The organism is Leifsonia sp. fls2-241-R2A-40a, from assembly GCF_030209575.1.
GTDB lineage: Bacteria > Actinomycetota > Actinomycetes > Actinomycetales > Microbacteriaceae > Leifsonia.
The window spans coordinates 2108911-2124981 of sequence record NZ_JARVRS010000001.1 but is presented as its reverse complement, the minus strand read 5'-3'; the positions used below and the strand labels follow the sequence as shown (position 1 = coordinate 2124981).

12 protein-coding genes are annotated in these 16071 nt (G+C 70.5%); 7 read left to right on the top strand and 5 right to left on the bottom strand.

The window, feature by feature from the left end:
• The first annotated feature begins 14 nt into the window (after positions 1 to 14).
• Together QRN40_RS10565 and QRN40_RS10560 are read left to right on the top strand one after the other, a co-directional pair.
• Positions 15 to 1352, top strand: coding sequence for an ABC transporter substrate-binding protein (locus tag QRN40_RS10565; protein ID WP_285115580.1), 1338 nt, complete (start codon positions 15 to 17; stop codon positions 1350 to 1352).
• Positions 1353 to 1430: 78 nt separating this feature from the next.
• Entirely contained in the window at positions 1431 to 3617 is a 2187-nt protein-coding gene (locus tag QRN40_RS10560; RefSeq protein WP_285115579.1) for an alpha-galactosidase, read from the top strand.
• On the opposite strand, the gene QRN40_RS10555 is transcribed toward QRN40_RS10560, so the two are convergent.
• Positions 3581 to 4492 carry a phytanoyl-CoA dioxygenase family protein gene (locus QRN40_RS10555; protein WP_285115578.1) on the bottom strand — a complete coding sequence of 304 codons (912 nt, stop codon included), beginning with the start codon at positions 4490 to 4492 and terminating at the stop codon, positions 3581 to 3583. The genes QRN40_RS10560 and QRN40_RS10555 overlap by 37 nt on opposite strands.
• A gap of 69 nt (positions 4493 to 4561) precedes the next feature.
• Between QRN40_RS10555 and QRN40_RS10550 the strand changes: the two genes are divergently transcribed.
• Complete coding sequence (locus QRN40_RS10550) at positions 4562 to 5392, top strand: helix-turn-helix domain-containing protein (RefSeq protein WP_285115577.1); 831 nt, start codon at positions 4562 to 4564, stop codon at positions 5390 to 5392.
• A 21-nt stretch (positions 5393 to 5413) separates the two neighbouring features.
• Here QRN40_RS10550 and QRN40_RS10545 read toward each other — a convergent pair whose 3' ends face one another.
• Positions 5414 to 5737 (bottom strand): DUF5652 family protein, encoded by a 324-nt coding sequence (locus tag QRN40_RS10545; RefSeq protein ID WP_285115576.1) that lies wholly within the window; start codon positions 5735 to 5737, stop codon positions 5414 to 5416.
• Between the two features lie 123 nt (positions 5738 to 5860).
• Between QRN40_RS10545 and QRN40_RS10540 the strand changes: the two genes are divergently transcribed.
• On the top strand, positions 5861 to 6532 hold the full coding sequence (locus tag QRN40_RS10540) for a Type 1 glutamine amidotransferase-like domain-containing protein (protein WP_285115575.1): 672 nt from the start codon (positions 5861 to 5863) through the stop codon (positions 6530 to 6532).
• A gap of 38 nt (positions 6533 to 6570) precedes the next feature.
• A complete protein-coding gene (locus QRN40_RS10535; RefSeq protein WP_285115574.1) occupies positions 6571 to 7284 on the top strand; it encodes a VOC family protein in 714 nt (237 codons plus the stop codon).
• On the opposite strand, the gene QRN40_RS10530 is transcribed toward QRN40_RS10535, so the two are convergent.
• Together QRN40_RS10530 and QRN40_RS10525 are read right to left on the bottom strand one after the other, a co-directional pair.
• The gene (locus QRN40_RS10530; RefSeq protein WP_502878912.1) at positions 7281 to 8540 is read right to left on the bottom strand and encodes a DUF445 domain-containing protein; all 1260 of its coding nucleotides are present in this window, start codon (positions 8538 to 8540) and stop codon (positions 7281 to 7283) included. The two genes, QRN40_RS10535 and QRN40_RS10530, sit on opposite strands and share 4 nt — an antisense overlap.
• 152 nt (positions 8541 to 8692) lie before the next feature.
• Positions 8693 to 10945 carry a glycoside hydrolase family 3 protein gene (locus tag QRN40_RS10525; RefSeq protein ID WP_285115573.1) on the bottom strand — a complete coding sequence of 751 codons (2253 nt, stop codon included), beginning with the start codon at positions 10943 to 10945 and terminating at the stop codon, positions 8693 to 8695.
• Positions 10946 to 11176: 231 nt separating this feature from the next.
• Between QRN40_RS10525 and QRN40_RS10520 the strand changes: the two genes are divergently transcribed.
• Positions 11177 to 13441, top strand: coding sequence for an ATP-binding protein (locus tag QRN40_RS10520; RefSeq protein ID WP_285115572.1), 2265 nt, complete (start codon positions 11177 to 11179; stop codon positions 13439 to 13441).
• Positions 13442 to 13452: 11 nt separating this feature from the next.
• Here QRN40_RS10520 and QRN40_RS10515 read toward each other — a convergent pair whose 3' ends face one another.
• Entirely contained in the window at positions 13453 to 14397 is a 945-nt protein-coding gene (locus tag QRN40_RS10515; RefSeq protein ID WP_285115570.1) for a LysR family transcriptional regulator, read from the bottom strand.
• Positions 14398 to 14518: 121 nt separating this feature from the next.
• Here QRN40_RS10515 and QRN40_RS10510 point away from each other — a divergent pair, with 121 nt between their 5' ends.
• The gene (locus QRN40_RS10510; protein ID WP_285115569.1) at positions 14519 to 16051 is read left to right on the top strand and encodes an aminotransferase class I/II-fold pyridoxal phosphate-dependent enzyme; all 1533 of its coding nucleotides are present in this window, start codon (positions 14519 to 14521) and stop codon (positions 16049 to 16051) included.
• Positions 16052 to 16071: the final 20 nt, after the last annotated feature.

Sequence of the window (16071 nt, the reverse complement as noted above, 5' to 3'; positions counted from 1 at the left end):
ACAAAGGACACATGATGAAAGCACGGACAAGGATGGTCGCCGCCGCCGTCGGCCTCACCGCAGCTCTCGCCCTCACCGCGTGCACCGGTCAGGGCTCCAGCGGCTCGGGCACCGCGGCCGCGAGCGGAGACTGCAAGCCGTCCTCCGGCAAGGTCAACCTCACCTTCACCACCTGGGTCCCCGGGATGGAGAAGGTCGTCGACCTGTGGAACAGCAAGAACCCGGACATCCAGGTGAAGTTCCAGACGGGCCCCTCGGGCAACGCCGGCACCTACCAGAACTTCTTCAACCAGATCAAGGCGGGCAACGCTCCCGACCTCGGCCAGGTCGAGTACGACGCCCTCCCGAACTTCCGCGTGCAGGACGGCCTGACGAACATCGCATCGTGCAAGCCGGTCGCCGACGCCAAGAACGACTTCGTCGACTGGACCTGGAACCAGGTCACCTTCGGTGAGGACAACGCCGTCTACGCGGTCCCGCAGGACACCGGCCCCATCGCACTGTTCTACCGCAAGGACCTCTTCCAGGCGGCCGGCATCCCGGTGCCGACCACGTGGGACGAGTACGCCAAGGACGCCGCCCTGATCAAGGCGAAGGGCGCCTACATCACCAACTTCCCCAAGACCGACGTGAACTGGTTCGCGGGCATGGTGTGGCAGGCCGGCGGCGAGTGGTTCAAGAACGACGGCAACAAGTGGACCGTCAACCTGACCGACGACAAGTCGAAGCAGGTCGCCGACTACTGGCAGAAGCTCATCGACGCCGGCCAGGTGTCCAAGCTGGCCTCCTTCTCGGACGACTGGAACAAGTCGTTCGACGACGGACAGCAGTGGACGTGGGTCTCCGCCGTGTGGGGCGCCTCCACCCTCGAGACCGGAGCGCCGAGCACCGCCGGCAAGTGGGCCGTGGCCCCCATGCCGCAGTGGTCCGCGGGCGACAAGAAGGCCGGCGACTGGGGCGGTTCCTCGACCGCCGTCCTCAAGGGGTCGAAGCACCCGTACGAGGCCGCGAAGTTCGCCATGTGGCTGAACACCGACCCGGAGGCCCTGGCGCTGGAGAACAAGCTCGGCGGCCTCTACCCGGCGGCCAAGGCCGGCGCCGACCTCGACGCGTTCACCTCCGGCCAGCCGTTCTACGGCGGTCAGAAGATCTACGACGTGTTCAAGCAGGCCTCCAGCGAGGTGGACCCCGACTTCACCTGGGGCCCGACGATGACGCAGACGTACACTGACGTCTCGGATGGCTTCGGCGCCGCCCTCGGTGGCAACGGAACCCTGCTGGATGCGCTCAAGACGGGTCAGCAGAAGACCATCGACGCACTGAAGGCCCAGTCGATCCCGGTCAAGGAGTAGACCAGGCGATCGTCACTGCGGGCGCCGGGGGTCACCCCCGGCGCCCGTACCGTTTCCCCACCGCTCATCGAGGAGATCATGCGCCCCGACCTCATCCACCTCACCGCCGACGGCGTCAGCGCCCTGCTCGATGTCCGCCGGGGACGGCTCCCCGCCCTCGTGCACTGGGGCGCCGCCCTCGGCCCCATCGATCTGGCGGACGCCACGGCGATCGCGCTGACCGACGTGCGCCCTCCGGCCCCCAGCTCGCCGGACGACCCGGTGAGGCTCGCGGTCCTGCCGGAGCAGCACACCGGGTGGCTGGGACGGCCGGGGCTGAGCGGCAGTCGCGACGGGGAGTCGTGGTCGCCCTGGTTCCGGGTGACCGAGGTGAGGACCGGGACGGCGGATGCCGACGGGTTGATCACGCTCTCCGGAGGCGGACGGGTCGAGCTCGAGGCAAGTGACGACACCGCGCAGCTCGGGCTGGAACTGGTCATCGAGCTCAGCGCCGCCGGCGTTCTCCGTGCGGCGGCGACGCTCACCAATCGGGGTGCGACCTACCGGCTGGACGACCTCTCGCTCGCGTTCCCGCTCCCCGCGCGGGCGCACGAGGTGCTCGACTTCGGCGGCCGCTGGGCGAAGGAGCGCACACCGCAGCGCGGGCCGCTGAACGTCGGCATCCACCTGCGCGAAGGACGCCGCGGCCGGACGGGTCCGGACGCCGCGACGCTGCTCACGGTTGGCGAGGCCGGCTTCGGCTTCGCGCACGGCGAGGTCTGGGGCGCGCACGTGGGCTTCAGCGGCAACCACCGGCATTACGCCGAGCGGCTCTCCAGCGGCGAGCAGGTCATCGGCGGCGGCGAGCTCCTGCTGCCCGGCGAGATCGTGCTCGAGCCAGGCGAGAGCTACCGCACGCCCTGGGTCTACGGGGTGTACGGCGACGGGCTCGACGACCAGGCGCGGCGGCTGCACCGGCACCTGCGGGCGCGGCCCCAGCATCCCCGCCGCCCGCGCCCGGTCACCCTCAACGTGTGGGAGGCGGTCTACTTCGACCACGACCTCCCGAAGCTTCTCGCCCTGGCCGAGCGCGCGGCGACGGTCGGTGTGGAGAGGTACGTTCTCGACGACGGCTGGTTCCGCGGACGCCGAACCGATCGTGCCGGCCTGGGCGACTGGTACGTCGACGACGAGGTCTGGCCGGACGGTCTCACGCCGCTCGTCGATCACGTGACAGCGCTCGGGATGGAGTTCGGCCTCTGGTTCGAGCCGGAGATGGTGAACGCCGATTCCGATCTGGCACGCGCCCATCCCGAGTGGATCATGCAGACCGGTGGCCGCCTGCCCGTCGAAGCGCGCCACCAGCAGGTCCTCAACCTCGGCATCCCGGAGGCGTACGCCTACGTCCGCGACCGCATGGTGCAGATCATCGCGGAGAACGATGTCCGCTACGTCAAGTGGGACCACAACCGCGACCTGGTGGATGCGGGGACGGCGCCGGGCGGCGCCCCCGGCGTCCACGAGCAGACGCTCGCCGCCTACCGTCTGATGGCCGAGCTCAAGGAGCGCTTCCCCGGTCTGGAGATCGAATCGTGCTCCTCGGGCGGCGCCCGGGTGGATCTCGGCGTGATCGAGCACACGGATCGGGTCTGGGTGTCCGACTGCAACGACCCCTTCGAGCGGCAGGAGATGATGCGCTGGACGCAGCAGCTCCTGCCGCCCGAGCTGCTCGGCGCGCACATCGCCTCGCCTCGCTCGCACACCACGCATCGGGTGCACGACCTGGGCTTCCGCGCCGGCTCGGCGTTCTTCGGCCACTTCGGCATCGAGTGGGACATCACCCGGGCCGGCGACTCTGAGCTCGACCAGCTGACCGAGTGGATCGCTCTCCACAAGCAGTACCGTGAGTTGCTGCACCACGGGGAGCTGGTCCGGATGGACCCCATCGACCCGACGCTCTGGGTCCACGGGGTCGTGGCGCCGGACAAGCGGGCCGCGCTGTTCGCGTTCGCCTTCCTCGGGCGGTCGGATGCCGCACCCCTCGGGAGGGCCACGCTGCGCGGACTCGACGACGGCACCCGCTACCGGGTCGCCCTCCTCACCGGCGAGGACTCCTCCGGCGGTCAGCCCGTGCCGGCCGAGATCGTCCTGCCCGGCCGGGCGCTGCGAACGGTAGGGGTGCAGGTCCCGCTCTCCCACCCCGACACGGTGTGGCTGTTCCGTGTCGAGGCGGAGGAGTGGGCGGTCGGTCAGGCGGTGAAGGGGACGCTTCCCGCACTGCAGTAGGAGCCGGGGCTGTGCACCAGGTGGGCGATGCGCAGTTCCGCATCCTGGTCGCCCATCGGCTCGGGCCGTAGCTGCGAGTCGATGGACCACTCGAACTGCGGGGCGTCCTCGTTGCGCTCGGCGTGGATGTCCAGCGCGACGGGGAGCAGGCGCAGCCGGCGGTCGACCCACTCCGCATCCCAGGGGCCTTCGGCGAGGATCTGCTCGGCGGCCCGGAACTCGTAGTAGATGGTCCGTCGCAGCCGGTTCCCGAGCGCCGCCTCGGAGCCGTGCACGACCATGACGTCGTGGACGAGCACGTCGCCCGGGTTCAGTTCCACCTGGATGACGCCGGGCGCATCCCAGCCGTACTCCTCCTCGAGCTGGCAGACGTCCACCGGCTGCTTGTGTGAGCCCGGCGCCACGCGGAGCGCGCCCTCGCCCTTGCGCGAGGGATCCAGGTAGACGTCGATGTTGAAGATGCGGTGCGTCCGCGGGTGGACGGCGTCCTGGTGCCAGCTGATCGGCGCGCCGTCTCCGGCCTTCTTGAAGACCAGCGACTCGTAGGTGGGGACGAAGTTCGGCCCGGCGAGGCTCTCGGCGATGCCGAGGACCGCGGGCGACCCGAGCAGTTCGAGCGACGCAGCGTCGTTCTTGTTGTGGAGGTAGTCCACCCGGAACATGACGCGGCCGCTCGGCCGGTTCGCGTACGCGTAGTCCTGGGCGCGCTCGTCGCCTTCGGGCAGTGCCGAACCGTCCGCGATCCAGCGGTCGGCCGCGTCCTGCAGCCGGTGCAGGAGGTCCTGGGGGATGCGGTCGCGCAGGATGAGGTAGCCCTGCTCGTCGAACTGCTCGATCTCGGCGGGGCTCAGGTGGTGTGTCGTGAGTGTTGTCATGTCGCTACGCTAAGAGCCGGGTGCACCGCACATCCACCGCCATAAGTAGCGAAAAGATCCGGGAAAGTAATGTCTGCGACGATCGTTCAGGGTTCGTTCGGCCTGGCGTCGTGGGAGGGCGACACCGCGGGGATGTCGGAGCCCCACCTTCACGACGATGTGGAGATCAACGTCTGCGCCTCCCCCATCCGCTACGTCATCCGCGGCCAGGAACTGCTCGTTCCGAGCAACGCATTCGTCCTGTTCTGGGCGGCTCAGCCGCATCAGCTGCTCACGGTGGAGCCGGCCCGCATGAACTGGGTCACCGTGCCCCTGCGACGGATGCTGACCTGGCAGCTGCCCGCTCCGCTCCTGCAGCGCCTCCTCAGCCGGGAGGTCATCACCGGCCCGTGCACGGCAGCCACCTTCGACGAGGAGAGCGTCCGGGTGTGGCGCTCCGAGCTGGAGGGCGATCGCATCCAGCGCGACACCGCGGAGCGGGACATCGAGGTGCGGCTGCGGCGCGTGCTGCTCAGCCACGAGCCGGGGTCCCGTGGCGAGACGCCGCCGGCGGGGATCACGGCGAGCGGGTCCGGCACCGACGCCGTCGCCACGATGGCGCGGTACATCACCGAGCATGCGTCCCGGCCGCTCCCGGTGGCCGAGGTCGCCGCGGCCGCGCACCTGCACCCCAACTACGCGATGGCTCTGTTCAAGCGCGTGCTCGGCGTGACGATCGGCGAGTACGTGGCGAGCTGCCGCATCCACGAGGCACAGCGTCTGCTGATCACCTCGACCACGTCGATCGCGGACATCGCCCACCAGTCCGGGTACAGCTCCGTCAGCCAGTTCCACGACCGCTTCCGTCAGGTCGTGGGCATGAGCCCGGGGGCGTACCGCCGGGCGCGCCTCCCGCGGTAGTCCGGCGTCAGCGAAGCGCGGTCACGGCCCTGCGGGCCCGCGCGGCTCGTCCCAGTGGCCGCCCTGCTCCGGCTCCCCCGTCGCGGTGAGGATGTCCTCCTCGATCAGCCGGTAGCTCGACCGATGGCGGTCCAGGACGAAGAGGTAGACGGCGTCCAGCACGCCGAGCGTATTGGTCAGCAGCAGGGCGACGAACCACGGCTTGCTGCCGTTCCTGGCCGCGCGCCAGAGCGATGCGCCCTTCCAGGCGAGGCTCCAGGCGATCACCGCGACGAAGATGGCACGTCGCGCCGGCGGAATGTCGGGCATCCGCATCCCGAACGGTCCTGTGTCGTTGTGTCTCATGGGGCTATTGCACCGCCGTCGGCTGCGGGCTGGCAAGGGGCGTTCGAGGCGTGAGCCTTCCAGCGCCGACGCCTTCCGGACTACGGTGGGCGGCGATCTCACGCGTCGACCGGGAGGACGAGGATGAAGCTGCTGCTCACGTCGGGAGGAGTCACCAACGCCGGCATCCGCGAGGCGCTGATCGGGATGCTCGGCAAGCCGTTCGCCGACAGCGACGCCCTGTTCGTCCCCACCGCGCAGTGGGGACAGCCCGCCTGCAGCCCGCAGACCGTCTGGAGGTCGACCGCGGACCGCTGGGACGACGACCCGGGGCTGGTCGGCCTCGGCTGGAAGTCGGTCGGAGTGCTCGAACTGACCGCGCTGCCGAGCCTGGCCCAGGAGCGCTGGATGCCGTGGGTGCGTGACGCCGACGTGCTGCTGGTGGACGGCGGCGAGGCCCGGTACCTCTTCACGTGGATGCAGCAGTCGGGTCTGGCCGCGCTGCTCCCCGAGCTCGTCGACACCGTCTGGGTGGGCGTGAGCGCGGGCAGCATGGTGATGACGCCGCGCGTGGGGCGGGAGTTCCTCGACTGGCAGCCGGACGGTCCCGACGACACCCTCGGTCTCGTCGACTTCTCGATCTTCCCGCACCTGGACTATCCCGGATGGTCGGGCAACACGCTGGAGGCCGCGCGCGGCTGGGCCGAGCGCATCCCGGGGCGGTCGTATGCGATCGACGACCAGACGGCGATCTCCGTCGTCGACGGTCGCGTCGAGGTGATCAGCGAGGGCCACTGGGAGCAGTTCGACCGCTGACCCGGCATTCTTACCGCGGCGCGGGCTATTCTCACGTCATGAGCGTCCGATTCGACTCCGTCACCTTCGTCTCGGGCGACCCGGAGGCGGACGCAGCGTTCTGGGGAGCGGTCCTCGGCCGGACGCCGCAGGCCGACGGCGGCGGCATCCTGCTGCCGGGTGACCACAGGCAGGTCGGACTCCGCTTCGCCGGGGGCGCCGCCCACGGCACCGAACGGAACCGGCTGCACCTGCACTTGAGTCGCGCCGAGCGCCGTCAGGCGGAGGCGATCGCGGCCGCGGTGGAGCACGGAGGTCGGCTGCGCGGCAACGGCCACGTGCCGACGGGCAGCTACGCAGCGATGGCCGATCCGGTCGGGGACGAGTTCTGCGTCATCGAGGACGAGAACACCTACCTCGCCGGGTGCGGGCCACTGGGCGAGGTGACCTGCGAGGGGACCCAGGCGACCGGGATCTTCTGGAGTCGCGCCCTCGGCTGGCCGGTGGTCTGGGACGAGGGCGAGGAGGTGGCCATCCAGGCGCCGGCCGGGGGAACCAAGCTCGCGTGGAGCGGCGAACCCGTCGACGCGGGCAAACCCACGGATCGCCAGTACTTCCTCCTGACCGCGCCGCCGGACGAGCTCGCCGACGAGGTGGCCCGGCTGGTGGGGATCGGGGCCACGGACGCGGTCTCCACTGCACCCGATGCGACCGCGCTACGCGACCCGGACGGGATCGTGTTCCTCGTGCGCGCGGACCGGCCCAGCGGCTAGAACAATGCGGAGACGCCCGCGGCGACGCTGTAGATCGCGAGCCCGGCGAGCGCGCCAACGACCGTCCCGTTGATGCGGATGAACTGGAGGTCGCGGCCGATCTGCGTCTCGATCTTCTCGGTGGTCTCGGCCGGATCCCACGCCTGCACCGTCTCGGTGATGACGTGCGCGATGTCGCTCCGGTAGGTCGACACGAGGTGCAGTGCTGCGCCGGTCAGCCGGCTGTTGAGGGAGGCTCGCAGCTCGCCGTCGGCGAGGACGCGGCGGGCGATGTCCGAGACGAACGCCTCCGCACGCTGCCGCAGCTCCCCGTCCTCGTCGGCGAGCGCATCCATCGCCGCGGTGCGGGCGGCCGCCCACGCGGACGCGGCGAGCTCGCGGATCCGCGGGTCGTCGAACGCCCGCCCTTTCGCCGCCTCCAGTCGTTCGATGGTCGCCTCGTCGTGCTGCAGCCGGTCGGCGAACTGGATCAGGTACTCGTCGAGCGAGCGTCGCAGGCGGTGATCGGGATCCTCCCGCATCTCCCGCACGAACCGGCGCGCCTCCGCGTGGAGGCGTTCGTCGATCACGCGGTCCACGAACGACGGCAGCCACGACGGTAGGCGCCGTGACACCACCGACTCGAACGCCTCCGGATTCGCCGCGAGCCACTCGTCGAGCCGGTCCAGCACCAGGTCGATCGCCTCGCGGTGGCCGCCCGAGTCGAGCACCCGGGCGCCGAGCCGCCCGAGCGGCGGGCCCCACAGCGGCGCCACGAGGTTTGTGCGGACGACCGCCTCCACGGCCTCCCGCATCCGGTCGTCGTCGAGCAGGGCGACGAGCCCGGTCACTCCGCGCGAGGCCTCCGCCACCACCCGGCGGGCGTTCTGAGCCTCGGAGAGCCAGTCGGCGGCCGCGCCGGCGAGGTCGATGGTGCCCAGCTTGCCGGCGACCACCTCGTCGGAGAGGAAGTTCGTCTCCACGAACTCGCCGAGGCTCGCCCCGATCTCGTCCTTGCGGTTCGGGATGATCGCGGTGTGCGGGATGCGCAGCCCGAGCGGATGCCGGAACAGCGCGGTCACCGCGAACCAGTCGGCGAGCGCACCCACCATCGCGCCCTCGGCGGCAGCGCGCACGAACCCGAGCCAGGGGTAGCGGTCCTGCAGCGCGTACGCCACGGCGAACACCACGGCGGCCGCGACGAGCAGGCTCGTCGCGAGACCCTTCATCCGCCGCAGGGCGAGGCGGCGCTCCGCGTCGGTCGGGAGGGCGGTCACGCGATGGGGCCCTGCGCCGGCGCCGCGTCCGCTGCGGCTCGCGTGATGCGCTTCACGGTCTCCTGCACGTCGTGCGTCTCCTCCCGTCGGCCCCCTGGCGCACAATACGCGCGGTCTCTGAGTCGTGGCCGTTCGAAAATCCCCCCGGCGCGTCAGTGCGAGAACACCAGCCAGTTGACGTTGGCGAATTCGTCCGCGCTGCCGGTCCGGGCGCCGACGAATCGCAGGTAGACGCGGTCGGTACCGGTCGGCGAGAGGGCGAGCGGAACCGTCTTCGTCACCCACCGCTGCCATCCTCCCGTCGACGCGACGGGGATGCGGGCGAGCACCGGTCCGGCGGGCGAGCCCGTGCGCACCTCGATCGTTCCGGTCGCGGTCGCACCGGAGGCGAGCCGGACCGAGACCGACCGCGGAGCCGTGGATCCGAAGTCCACGTCGAACCACCCCGCGAAGTCGCCGTCGGCGAGGTGGCCGAGCGCGCGCCCGCACGCGGTATCGCTGCAGTTCTCAGTCGACGTGCCGCGCTGATCGTCGTAGTAGACGGCGCCGATCGTGTCGTAGGCGGACTGTCCGGTCGTGGGATGAAGCCCGTAGCCCGCGGAGAAGAGGGCGTTCTGGCCGTCGCCGGCGTTGATGGGCTGCTGTCCGGCATCGTGCATCCACGTCACCGGCAGGGTGCCGGTCGCCCGAACGCCGCCGTACAGGATGTCCGCGACGCCGGCGCCTTCCGTCCCGGGCAGCCACGCCTCGACCGCAGCGCGCACGGATCCGAGCTGCTCGTCGATGTCGAGGGGGCGTCCGCTCAGCAGCACGAGCGTCACGGGCACTCCCGATGCGGTGACGCGGTCGATGAGAGCCCGGTCCGATGCGCTCAGGCGCATGTCGCCGGTGTTGTCGCCTTCGTACTCCGCATACGGCTTCTCCCCCACCACGACGACGGCATCGTGATAGCTGTCGTCGATCCCCGACCCGTCGGGCGAGTAGGTGACCGTGGTGCCGGGGGCAACCGCGGCGCGGATACCGCCGAGGATCGTCGTCCCCGGCTCGATCGGGCCGAGGGAGCCCTGCCATCCCATGGTCCATCCACCGGACTGCTGACCGATGTCGTCGGCTCCGCTTCCCGCGACGAAGACCTTGCCGGCACTTCTGGGCAACGGCAGGAGTCCCCGGTCGTTCTTCAGCACGACCGTCGACTCGGCGACGGCCTTCCGGGCGATCGCGCGGTGCGCGGCCGACCCGACCTGGTTCGCGAGGGATCGATCGGCGTAGGGATGCTCGAACAGCCCCTTCTGGAACTTCTTGGTCAGGATGCGCGAGACGGCGTCGTCGATGCGTGCGCGCGAGACACGTCCGGCGTGGACCTCGGCCACGAGCTCGGCGTGGAAGTGCGAGTACTCGTCGGGCACCATGATGAGGTCGATGCCCGCGTTCACGGCCGTGCGCACGTCGTAGGCCGAGAGGGTGGTCTTATCGCCATCCAGATAGTCCACCCCGCCGTAGTCGGAGACGAGGATTCCCGAGAAGCCGAGCTCCTTCTTCAGGACATCGGTCAGCAGATACTTGTCCCCGTGAAGGCGCGCACCGTTCCAGCTCGAGTAGCTGACCATGACGGCCGAGACTCCGCGGCGGACGGCCTCGCGGAACGGAGGAAGGTGGATGGCCCGCAGGTCGGCCTCGCTCAGCTGCGTGTTCCCCCGGTCGACCCCGCCGGTCGTCCCCCCGTCGCCGACGAAGTGCTTGGTCAACGCCATGACGGAGTCCGCCGCCGACAGCGAGGACCCCTGCTCGCCCGTCACCATGGTCGTCATCGAGGAGACGAGGGCCGGATCCTCGCCGAACGACTCGTAGGTGCGTCCCCAGCGGTCGTTCCGAACCACGGCGACGGTCGGCGCGAAGTTCATGTCGATGCCGAGCGCACTCACCTCCTGCGCGACGGCATGGCCGATCTGCTGGACCAGCGCCGGATCGTGGGTCGCACCGAGACCGATGTTGTGCGGAAAGATGGTGGCGCCATGCACGTTGCCCGCGCCGTGGACGGCGTCCATCGCGTAGAGCATGGGGATGCCGAGCCGGTTGCGCAGGGCGGCCTTCTGGAAGCCGTCGTACATGTCCTCCCAGCCGGCGACGGTATTGCTCGCCGGCGTCGAAGTGCCCGCCGAGAACCCGGCGCCGACCATCCCGCTCGCGAGTCCGTCATCCGACAGCCAGCGGCGCTCGATCAGCGTCATCTGGCCGATCTTCTCGTCGAGGGTCATGCGGCTCAGGAGGTCCGCCACCCGCGTCGCGACGCTCCTGCTCGGATCCTGGTACGGGAGGGGCGCCGCGTTCGCCGCCATGGGAACGCCGACGATCATGGCGCCGCCCACGAGAACGGCCGCCACGGCGGCGATGGTTCGGGAATGCATCCGGATGTTCACGTTCGACTCCCCTGAGGATCGACAATCGTGTACTCAGCGCCTTTGCCGGATTTTCGGCGAGAGTAGCAGCCGCCTCCTGTCGCCGGGAAGAGGCGACTCCATCGGCGGATCGGGGGCGCCGTAACCCAGAAGCTCCTAGAGTCCCCGGCCGCGCAGTGCCACAATCATCCCGTCGGGCGTCTCATCGCGGCCGGCAACCACTCCCCGGAAGGAGGGGCAGTGCGCACGGACGCGTCACCGGGTGCCGTGGGACTTCCGTCGCCGTTCACCAGCATGGTCGGCCGGCGCGCAGAGGTCGCGCGGATCCGGCAGCTTCTCACCTCGACCGCCCGGCTCGTCACCGTGGTGGGGACAGGCGCTGTCGGCAAGAGCCGGATCGCGATCGAGGCCGCACACAGCCTGAGGCGTTCGCACCGTGACGACATCTGGTTCGTGGATCTGGAGGGCGGCTCGCTCGACGTCACAGCGACCCTGATCCACGACCTGCGGATCCCTGCCGACTCGCCCCGGCTGAGCGCCCTGACCGATGCGCTCGCGCAGCGAGACATGCTGATCGTCATGGACAACTGCGATCGTTCGGTCGCCGAGGTCAAAACCGTCGCCGAGGCGGTGCTGACCGCGTGTCCGGGGGTCCGGTTCCTGGCGACCAGTCGCCAGCCGCTGGGGTCGGCTGCCGAGGTCCTGCTTCCGATCGAGCCGTTTCCGTCGGCGGGCCTCTCCGAATCGAGCGCTGCCGTCCAACTCTTCATCGAGCGGGCGCGCCAGCACGACGCGACCTTCGAGCCGAACGCCGACGATCTGGAGCAGATCATCGACATGTGCGAGATCCTCCAGGGCGTCCCGCTGTCGATCGAGCTCGCCGCCGCACAGATGCAGTTCATGGATCTCCGGCATCTCGATGGCCGGCTCCACTCGCAGTTGGACTCCCTGCGCTCCCCCTCCGCGGCGGCACCCTCGCGCAGCGACTCCCTGCGCCATTCGGTCGCCTACAGCTGGGCTCAGTGCAGCTCGGAGGAACGCGACGCCTGGGCCTGTCTCAGCGTGCTCGCGCCCGGATGGGATCTCCCCTTCGCCGAGGCCGTGCTGTCGAAGGTCCTGGGCGCCGGCGTCGACGCGACGGGGCTGGTTTTCGACCTGCTCCGCAAATCCATCGTCGAACGCCGGCCGGCCGACGGCGGCAGCCGCTATGCGATGCTCCCGGCACTGAGAGAATTCGGCGCCGAACATCTGATCGACGACGAGATCGCGCATCGGGCCCAGGCGGAGACGGTCCGTGCGCGCTTGGAGGAGATCGAGGATCTCTGGTTCTCCCGGCGGCAGGATGCGATCCTCACCGGGATCCGGAACGATCTGCCCAACGTCCGCATGGCGTTACGGTACGCGAGTCGTCAGCAGGACGGGGAGCTGGCGCTGACCCTGTGCACGACCGCCTACCGCCAGGCGTGGCAGACCCACGGGACTTTCGACGAATACGACTCCTGGGTGGCTGCCGCCCTGGCGACGCCCGCGAAGCCGGGGCAGCTCGTGGTCGAGGCGCTCGCCGTCCGGTCGCTCACGCACGCGCTCGCAGGCAGGCACGCGCTCGCTGCCGCCGACCTGCACGCGGCGCGAGAGTTCGACGGCCCCCGGTCGACGAGCGCCGAGATCTCCCTGGCGATCGCGGCAGCGCACTGCGAGAGCGGCGATGTAGAGGCGATCGGCTGGTTCCGGCGCGCCGTCGAGCTCGATGGGGAGCACGCGTTCACGTTCCGCCGGTTCAACACGCCGGAACGGCTCGCGCACCGTCTGCTCAAGGCCGGCCAGTGGGAGGAGGGCGAGCAGTTGAACGCACTCATCCTCGAACACTGCAGCCTCGCCGGAGACCGGTTCGAGCAGTCGCTCGTTCACTCGTACACGGCCGCCGAGTGGCTGGCTCTCGGCGAGTACGAGCGGGCGACGGAGGAGGCGAACGCCGCGCTGGAGCTCAAGCGCAGACTCCACAACCCGCTCGGAGTCGCTCAGAACCAGGAGCTCCTGGCCGAGATCGCCCGGCTGACGGGCAGCCCGCGGAAGGGGGCCGAGCTCCTCGGATCCGCCGCCGCCCGCTGGCGTGACCTGGGCGCTGTCGTGATGGTCGCGTATCCGCCGTTCGAGTTCCACCGGTCGGGTGTGGAGTCGGCTCTTCGTTCCCGGCTGGGCGACGAGACCTTCGACAAGTGCTTCCGGGCCGGCGCCGGGCTCGATGAGGAGGCCAGCATCGGCTTCGCGGTGTCCGGGACGACGGAGCACGCAGAGCTGAGCTCGGTGCCGCGTTCGGTGCTGACACCGCGCGAGACGGAGGTCACCGCGCTGGCCGCCGACGGCATGACGAACAAAGCCATCGGATCCCAGCTCTTCATCTCCACCCGCACCGTGGAGGCGCACATCCAGAACGCGCTGGTCAAGCTGGGACTGCGGTCGAGGACGGAACTCGCCGTCTGGTACAAGTCGCAGACGTTCGGCTGAGTCCGAGCCCGTCAGACCGAGGCGCCGGCTCCCACCCGCACCGCGGCGAACCCGTCCCGCACCGCGGCGACGAGGTGGCGCACCGCGGGCGACGGACGACGGCCCGCCTCGTCGGGGGATGTCGTCGCCACGAGGATCGAGCGCACGAACGACGGGTCGTTGATCGGCCGCAGGACGATGCCGGGGTGCTCGGCGGTCGTCGCCAGACTCGGGATGATCCCGACCACCATCCGCGCGGCGGTCATGCCGAGGAGGACCTGGAAGTCGTCGGTCCTGATCGCGACGTCGAGGACGTGGCCCTCTGCCGCGAACGCGTCGGTGAGGACGCGGTCGATCGCGTCGTCTGCGGAGGTGGCGAACACCCAGCGCTCATCGCGGAGCGAGAGCAGGGCGGCGAGATCGATCGCCGGGCGCGACGCGAGCGGATGACCGGCGGGCAGCGCCAGCATGAGGGGATCGCGGTACACCTCCATCGCATCCACGGTGGGGCGGAAGGGCAGCTCGTAGCCGGGCACCGTGAAGACGAGGGCGGCGTCGAGCGCGCCGCGGTTGATCTGGTCGACGAGCGTGGGGACCTCCTCCACCGTGGCGTCGATCCCGATGCCGAGGTCGCCGATGGAGGCGGCGATGAACGGCAGGATGCTCGCCGCCGCCGTCGCGAACGTCCCCAGCCGCAGCCGGACTCTCCCGAGCTCGGTGAACTCGCGCGCGTCGCCGATCGCCCGCTCGCTCAGCGTCAGGATCTCCTGCGCGCGATCCAGCAGCAGCATGCCGACCGGGGTCAGCCTGCTGCCCCGGGGCGAGCGCGTGAGCACGGGAGATCCGATGAGCCGCTCGAGGTTCTTCAGGTGGTAGTCGACCGTCGGCTGGCCCCAGCCGAGGCGGCGGGCGGCCGCGGTGACCGAACCTTCGGCGTGCACCGCCTTGAGCGCCTCGAACTGTCGCAGATCTGCCATCGGGATGCCCTGTTCGTGGTGGGATGGACGGCCCGATCGGGTGAAGAGCCACATACACTCTATGTGGGCCGGGAGGACTTTAGGGGTTCTCGTCCGGCGGCGCCGCCCTGACGATGGAAGGGTGTCCCTCACTCGTTCGTCTCCGTTGCTGCCGCCCGCCGCCGACCTCCGCCACTGGGAGACGCCCTACGCGGACGCTCTAGAGCGCCACGCGGCCCGCGTCCCCCTTCCGCTGATGGTGCCGGGACACGGCGGGGACGGCCTCGGCCTCAGTGCGCGTCTCGCCGCGTTCCTCGGCGACCGGCCGCTGCAGCTGGATGTCCCGATGCTGGTCGACGACATCGACCTCGGTGACGACTCGCCGCTGAGCCGCGCGCTCGAGCTGGCGGCGGACGCGTGGGGCGCACGCCGCACCTGGTTCCTGACCGGCGGGGCATCGCAGGCCAACCGGATCGCAGCGCTCGCTGTGCGTGGACTCGGCGAGAACATCCTGTCGCAGCGGAGTGCCCACTCCAGTTTCAGCGACGGCGTCCTCTCTGCGGGCCTCGCGCCCTCGTTCGTCCTTCCGTCGCTGGACTCTCATCACGGCGTCGCGCACGGCGTCTCGCCGGCCGCCCTCGACGAGGCGCTGACCGCGGCGGCGAGCGCCGGGCATCCGTCAGACGCGGTGTACATCGTCTCCCCCAGCTACTTCGGCGCTGTCGCCGATGTCGCCGGTCTGGCGCGGGTGGCGCACGCACACGGCGCGCCGCTGATCGTCGACGGCGCGTGGGGGCCGCACTTCGGGTTCCATCCCGATCTCCCCGAGTCGCCGGCGCGGCTGGGCGCGGATCTGGTGATCTCGAGCACCCACAAGCTGGGCGGCTCGCTCACGCAGTCCGCCATGCTGCACCTCGGCGACGGCCCGTTCGCCGATGCGCTCGAGCCGCTCGTCGAACGAGCCGTCTCGATCACCGCCTCGACCTCCACCTCCGCGCTGCTGCAGGCCTCGCTCGATATCGCCCGGCACTCCCTCGCCACCGGTGCGGAGCTGATCGGCCGGTCGATCACCGTCGCCGACTCGTTCCGCGAAGCCCTCCGGTCCGACCCGCGCTTCGGCGTCCTCAGCGACGGGTTCGGCGCGTTCGACGACATCGTGGCCGTCGACCCGTTGCGGGTCGCGATCGACGTGTCGGGCACCGGGGTCAGCGGCCACTGGCTGCGTCAGCGTCTCATCGACGCCGACGGGATCTTCTTCGAGATGTCGACGGTGACCACCCTCGTCGCGCTCATCGGCGCGGGCAAGACGCCGGATGTCGGCCGGGCGCACCGAGCGCTCGTCGCGGCGGCGGACTCGCCGGAGGCCGGCGCCGAGCGGGCGAGTGGCAGGACGGACGCCTTCCCCGCGCTGCCCGAGTCCGGCCCCCTGCGCATCCTCCCGCGCGACGCGTTCTTCGCCGAGACCGAGCTCGTCCCGGCGGCGGAAGCCGTCGGGCGCATCTCCGCCGACACGCTCGCCGCCTACCCGCCCGGGATCCCGAACCTGATCCCCGGCGAGGAGATCACGGCGCAGACCGTGGCCTTCCTGCACGCGGTCGCCGCGTCCCCGTCCGGGTATGTGCGCGGCGCGGCCGACCCGGGGGTCGAGCGGTTCCGGGTGACCGTCACCCCCTGATCCCCCACCATTCAAAGGAG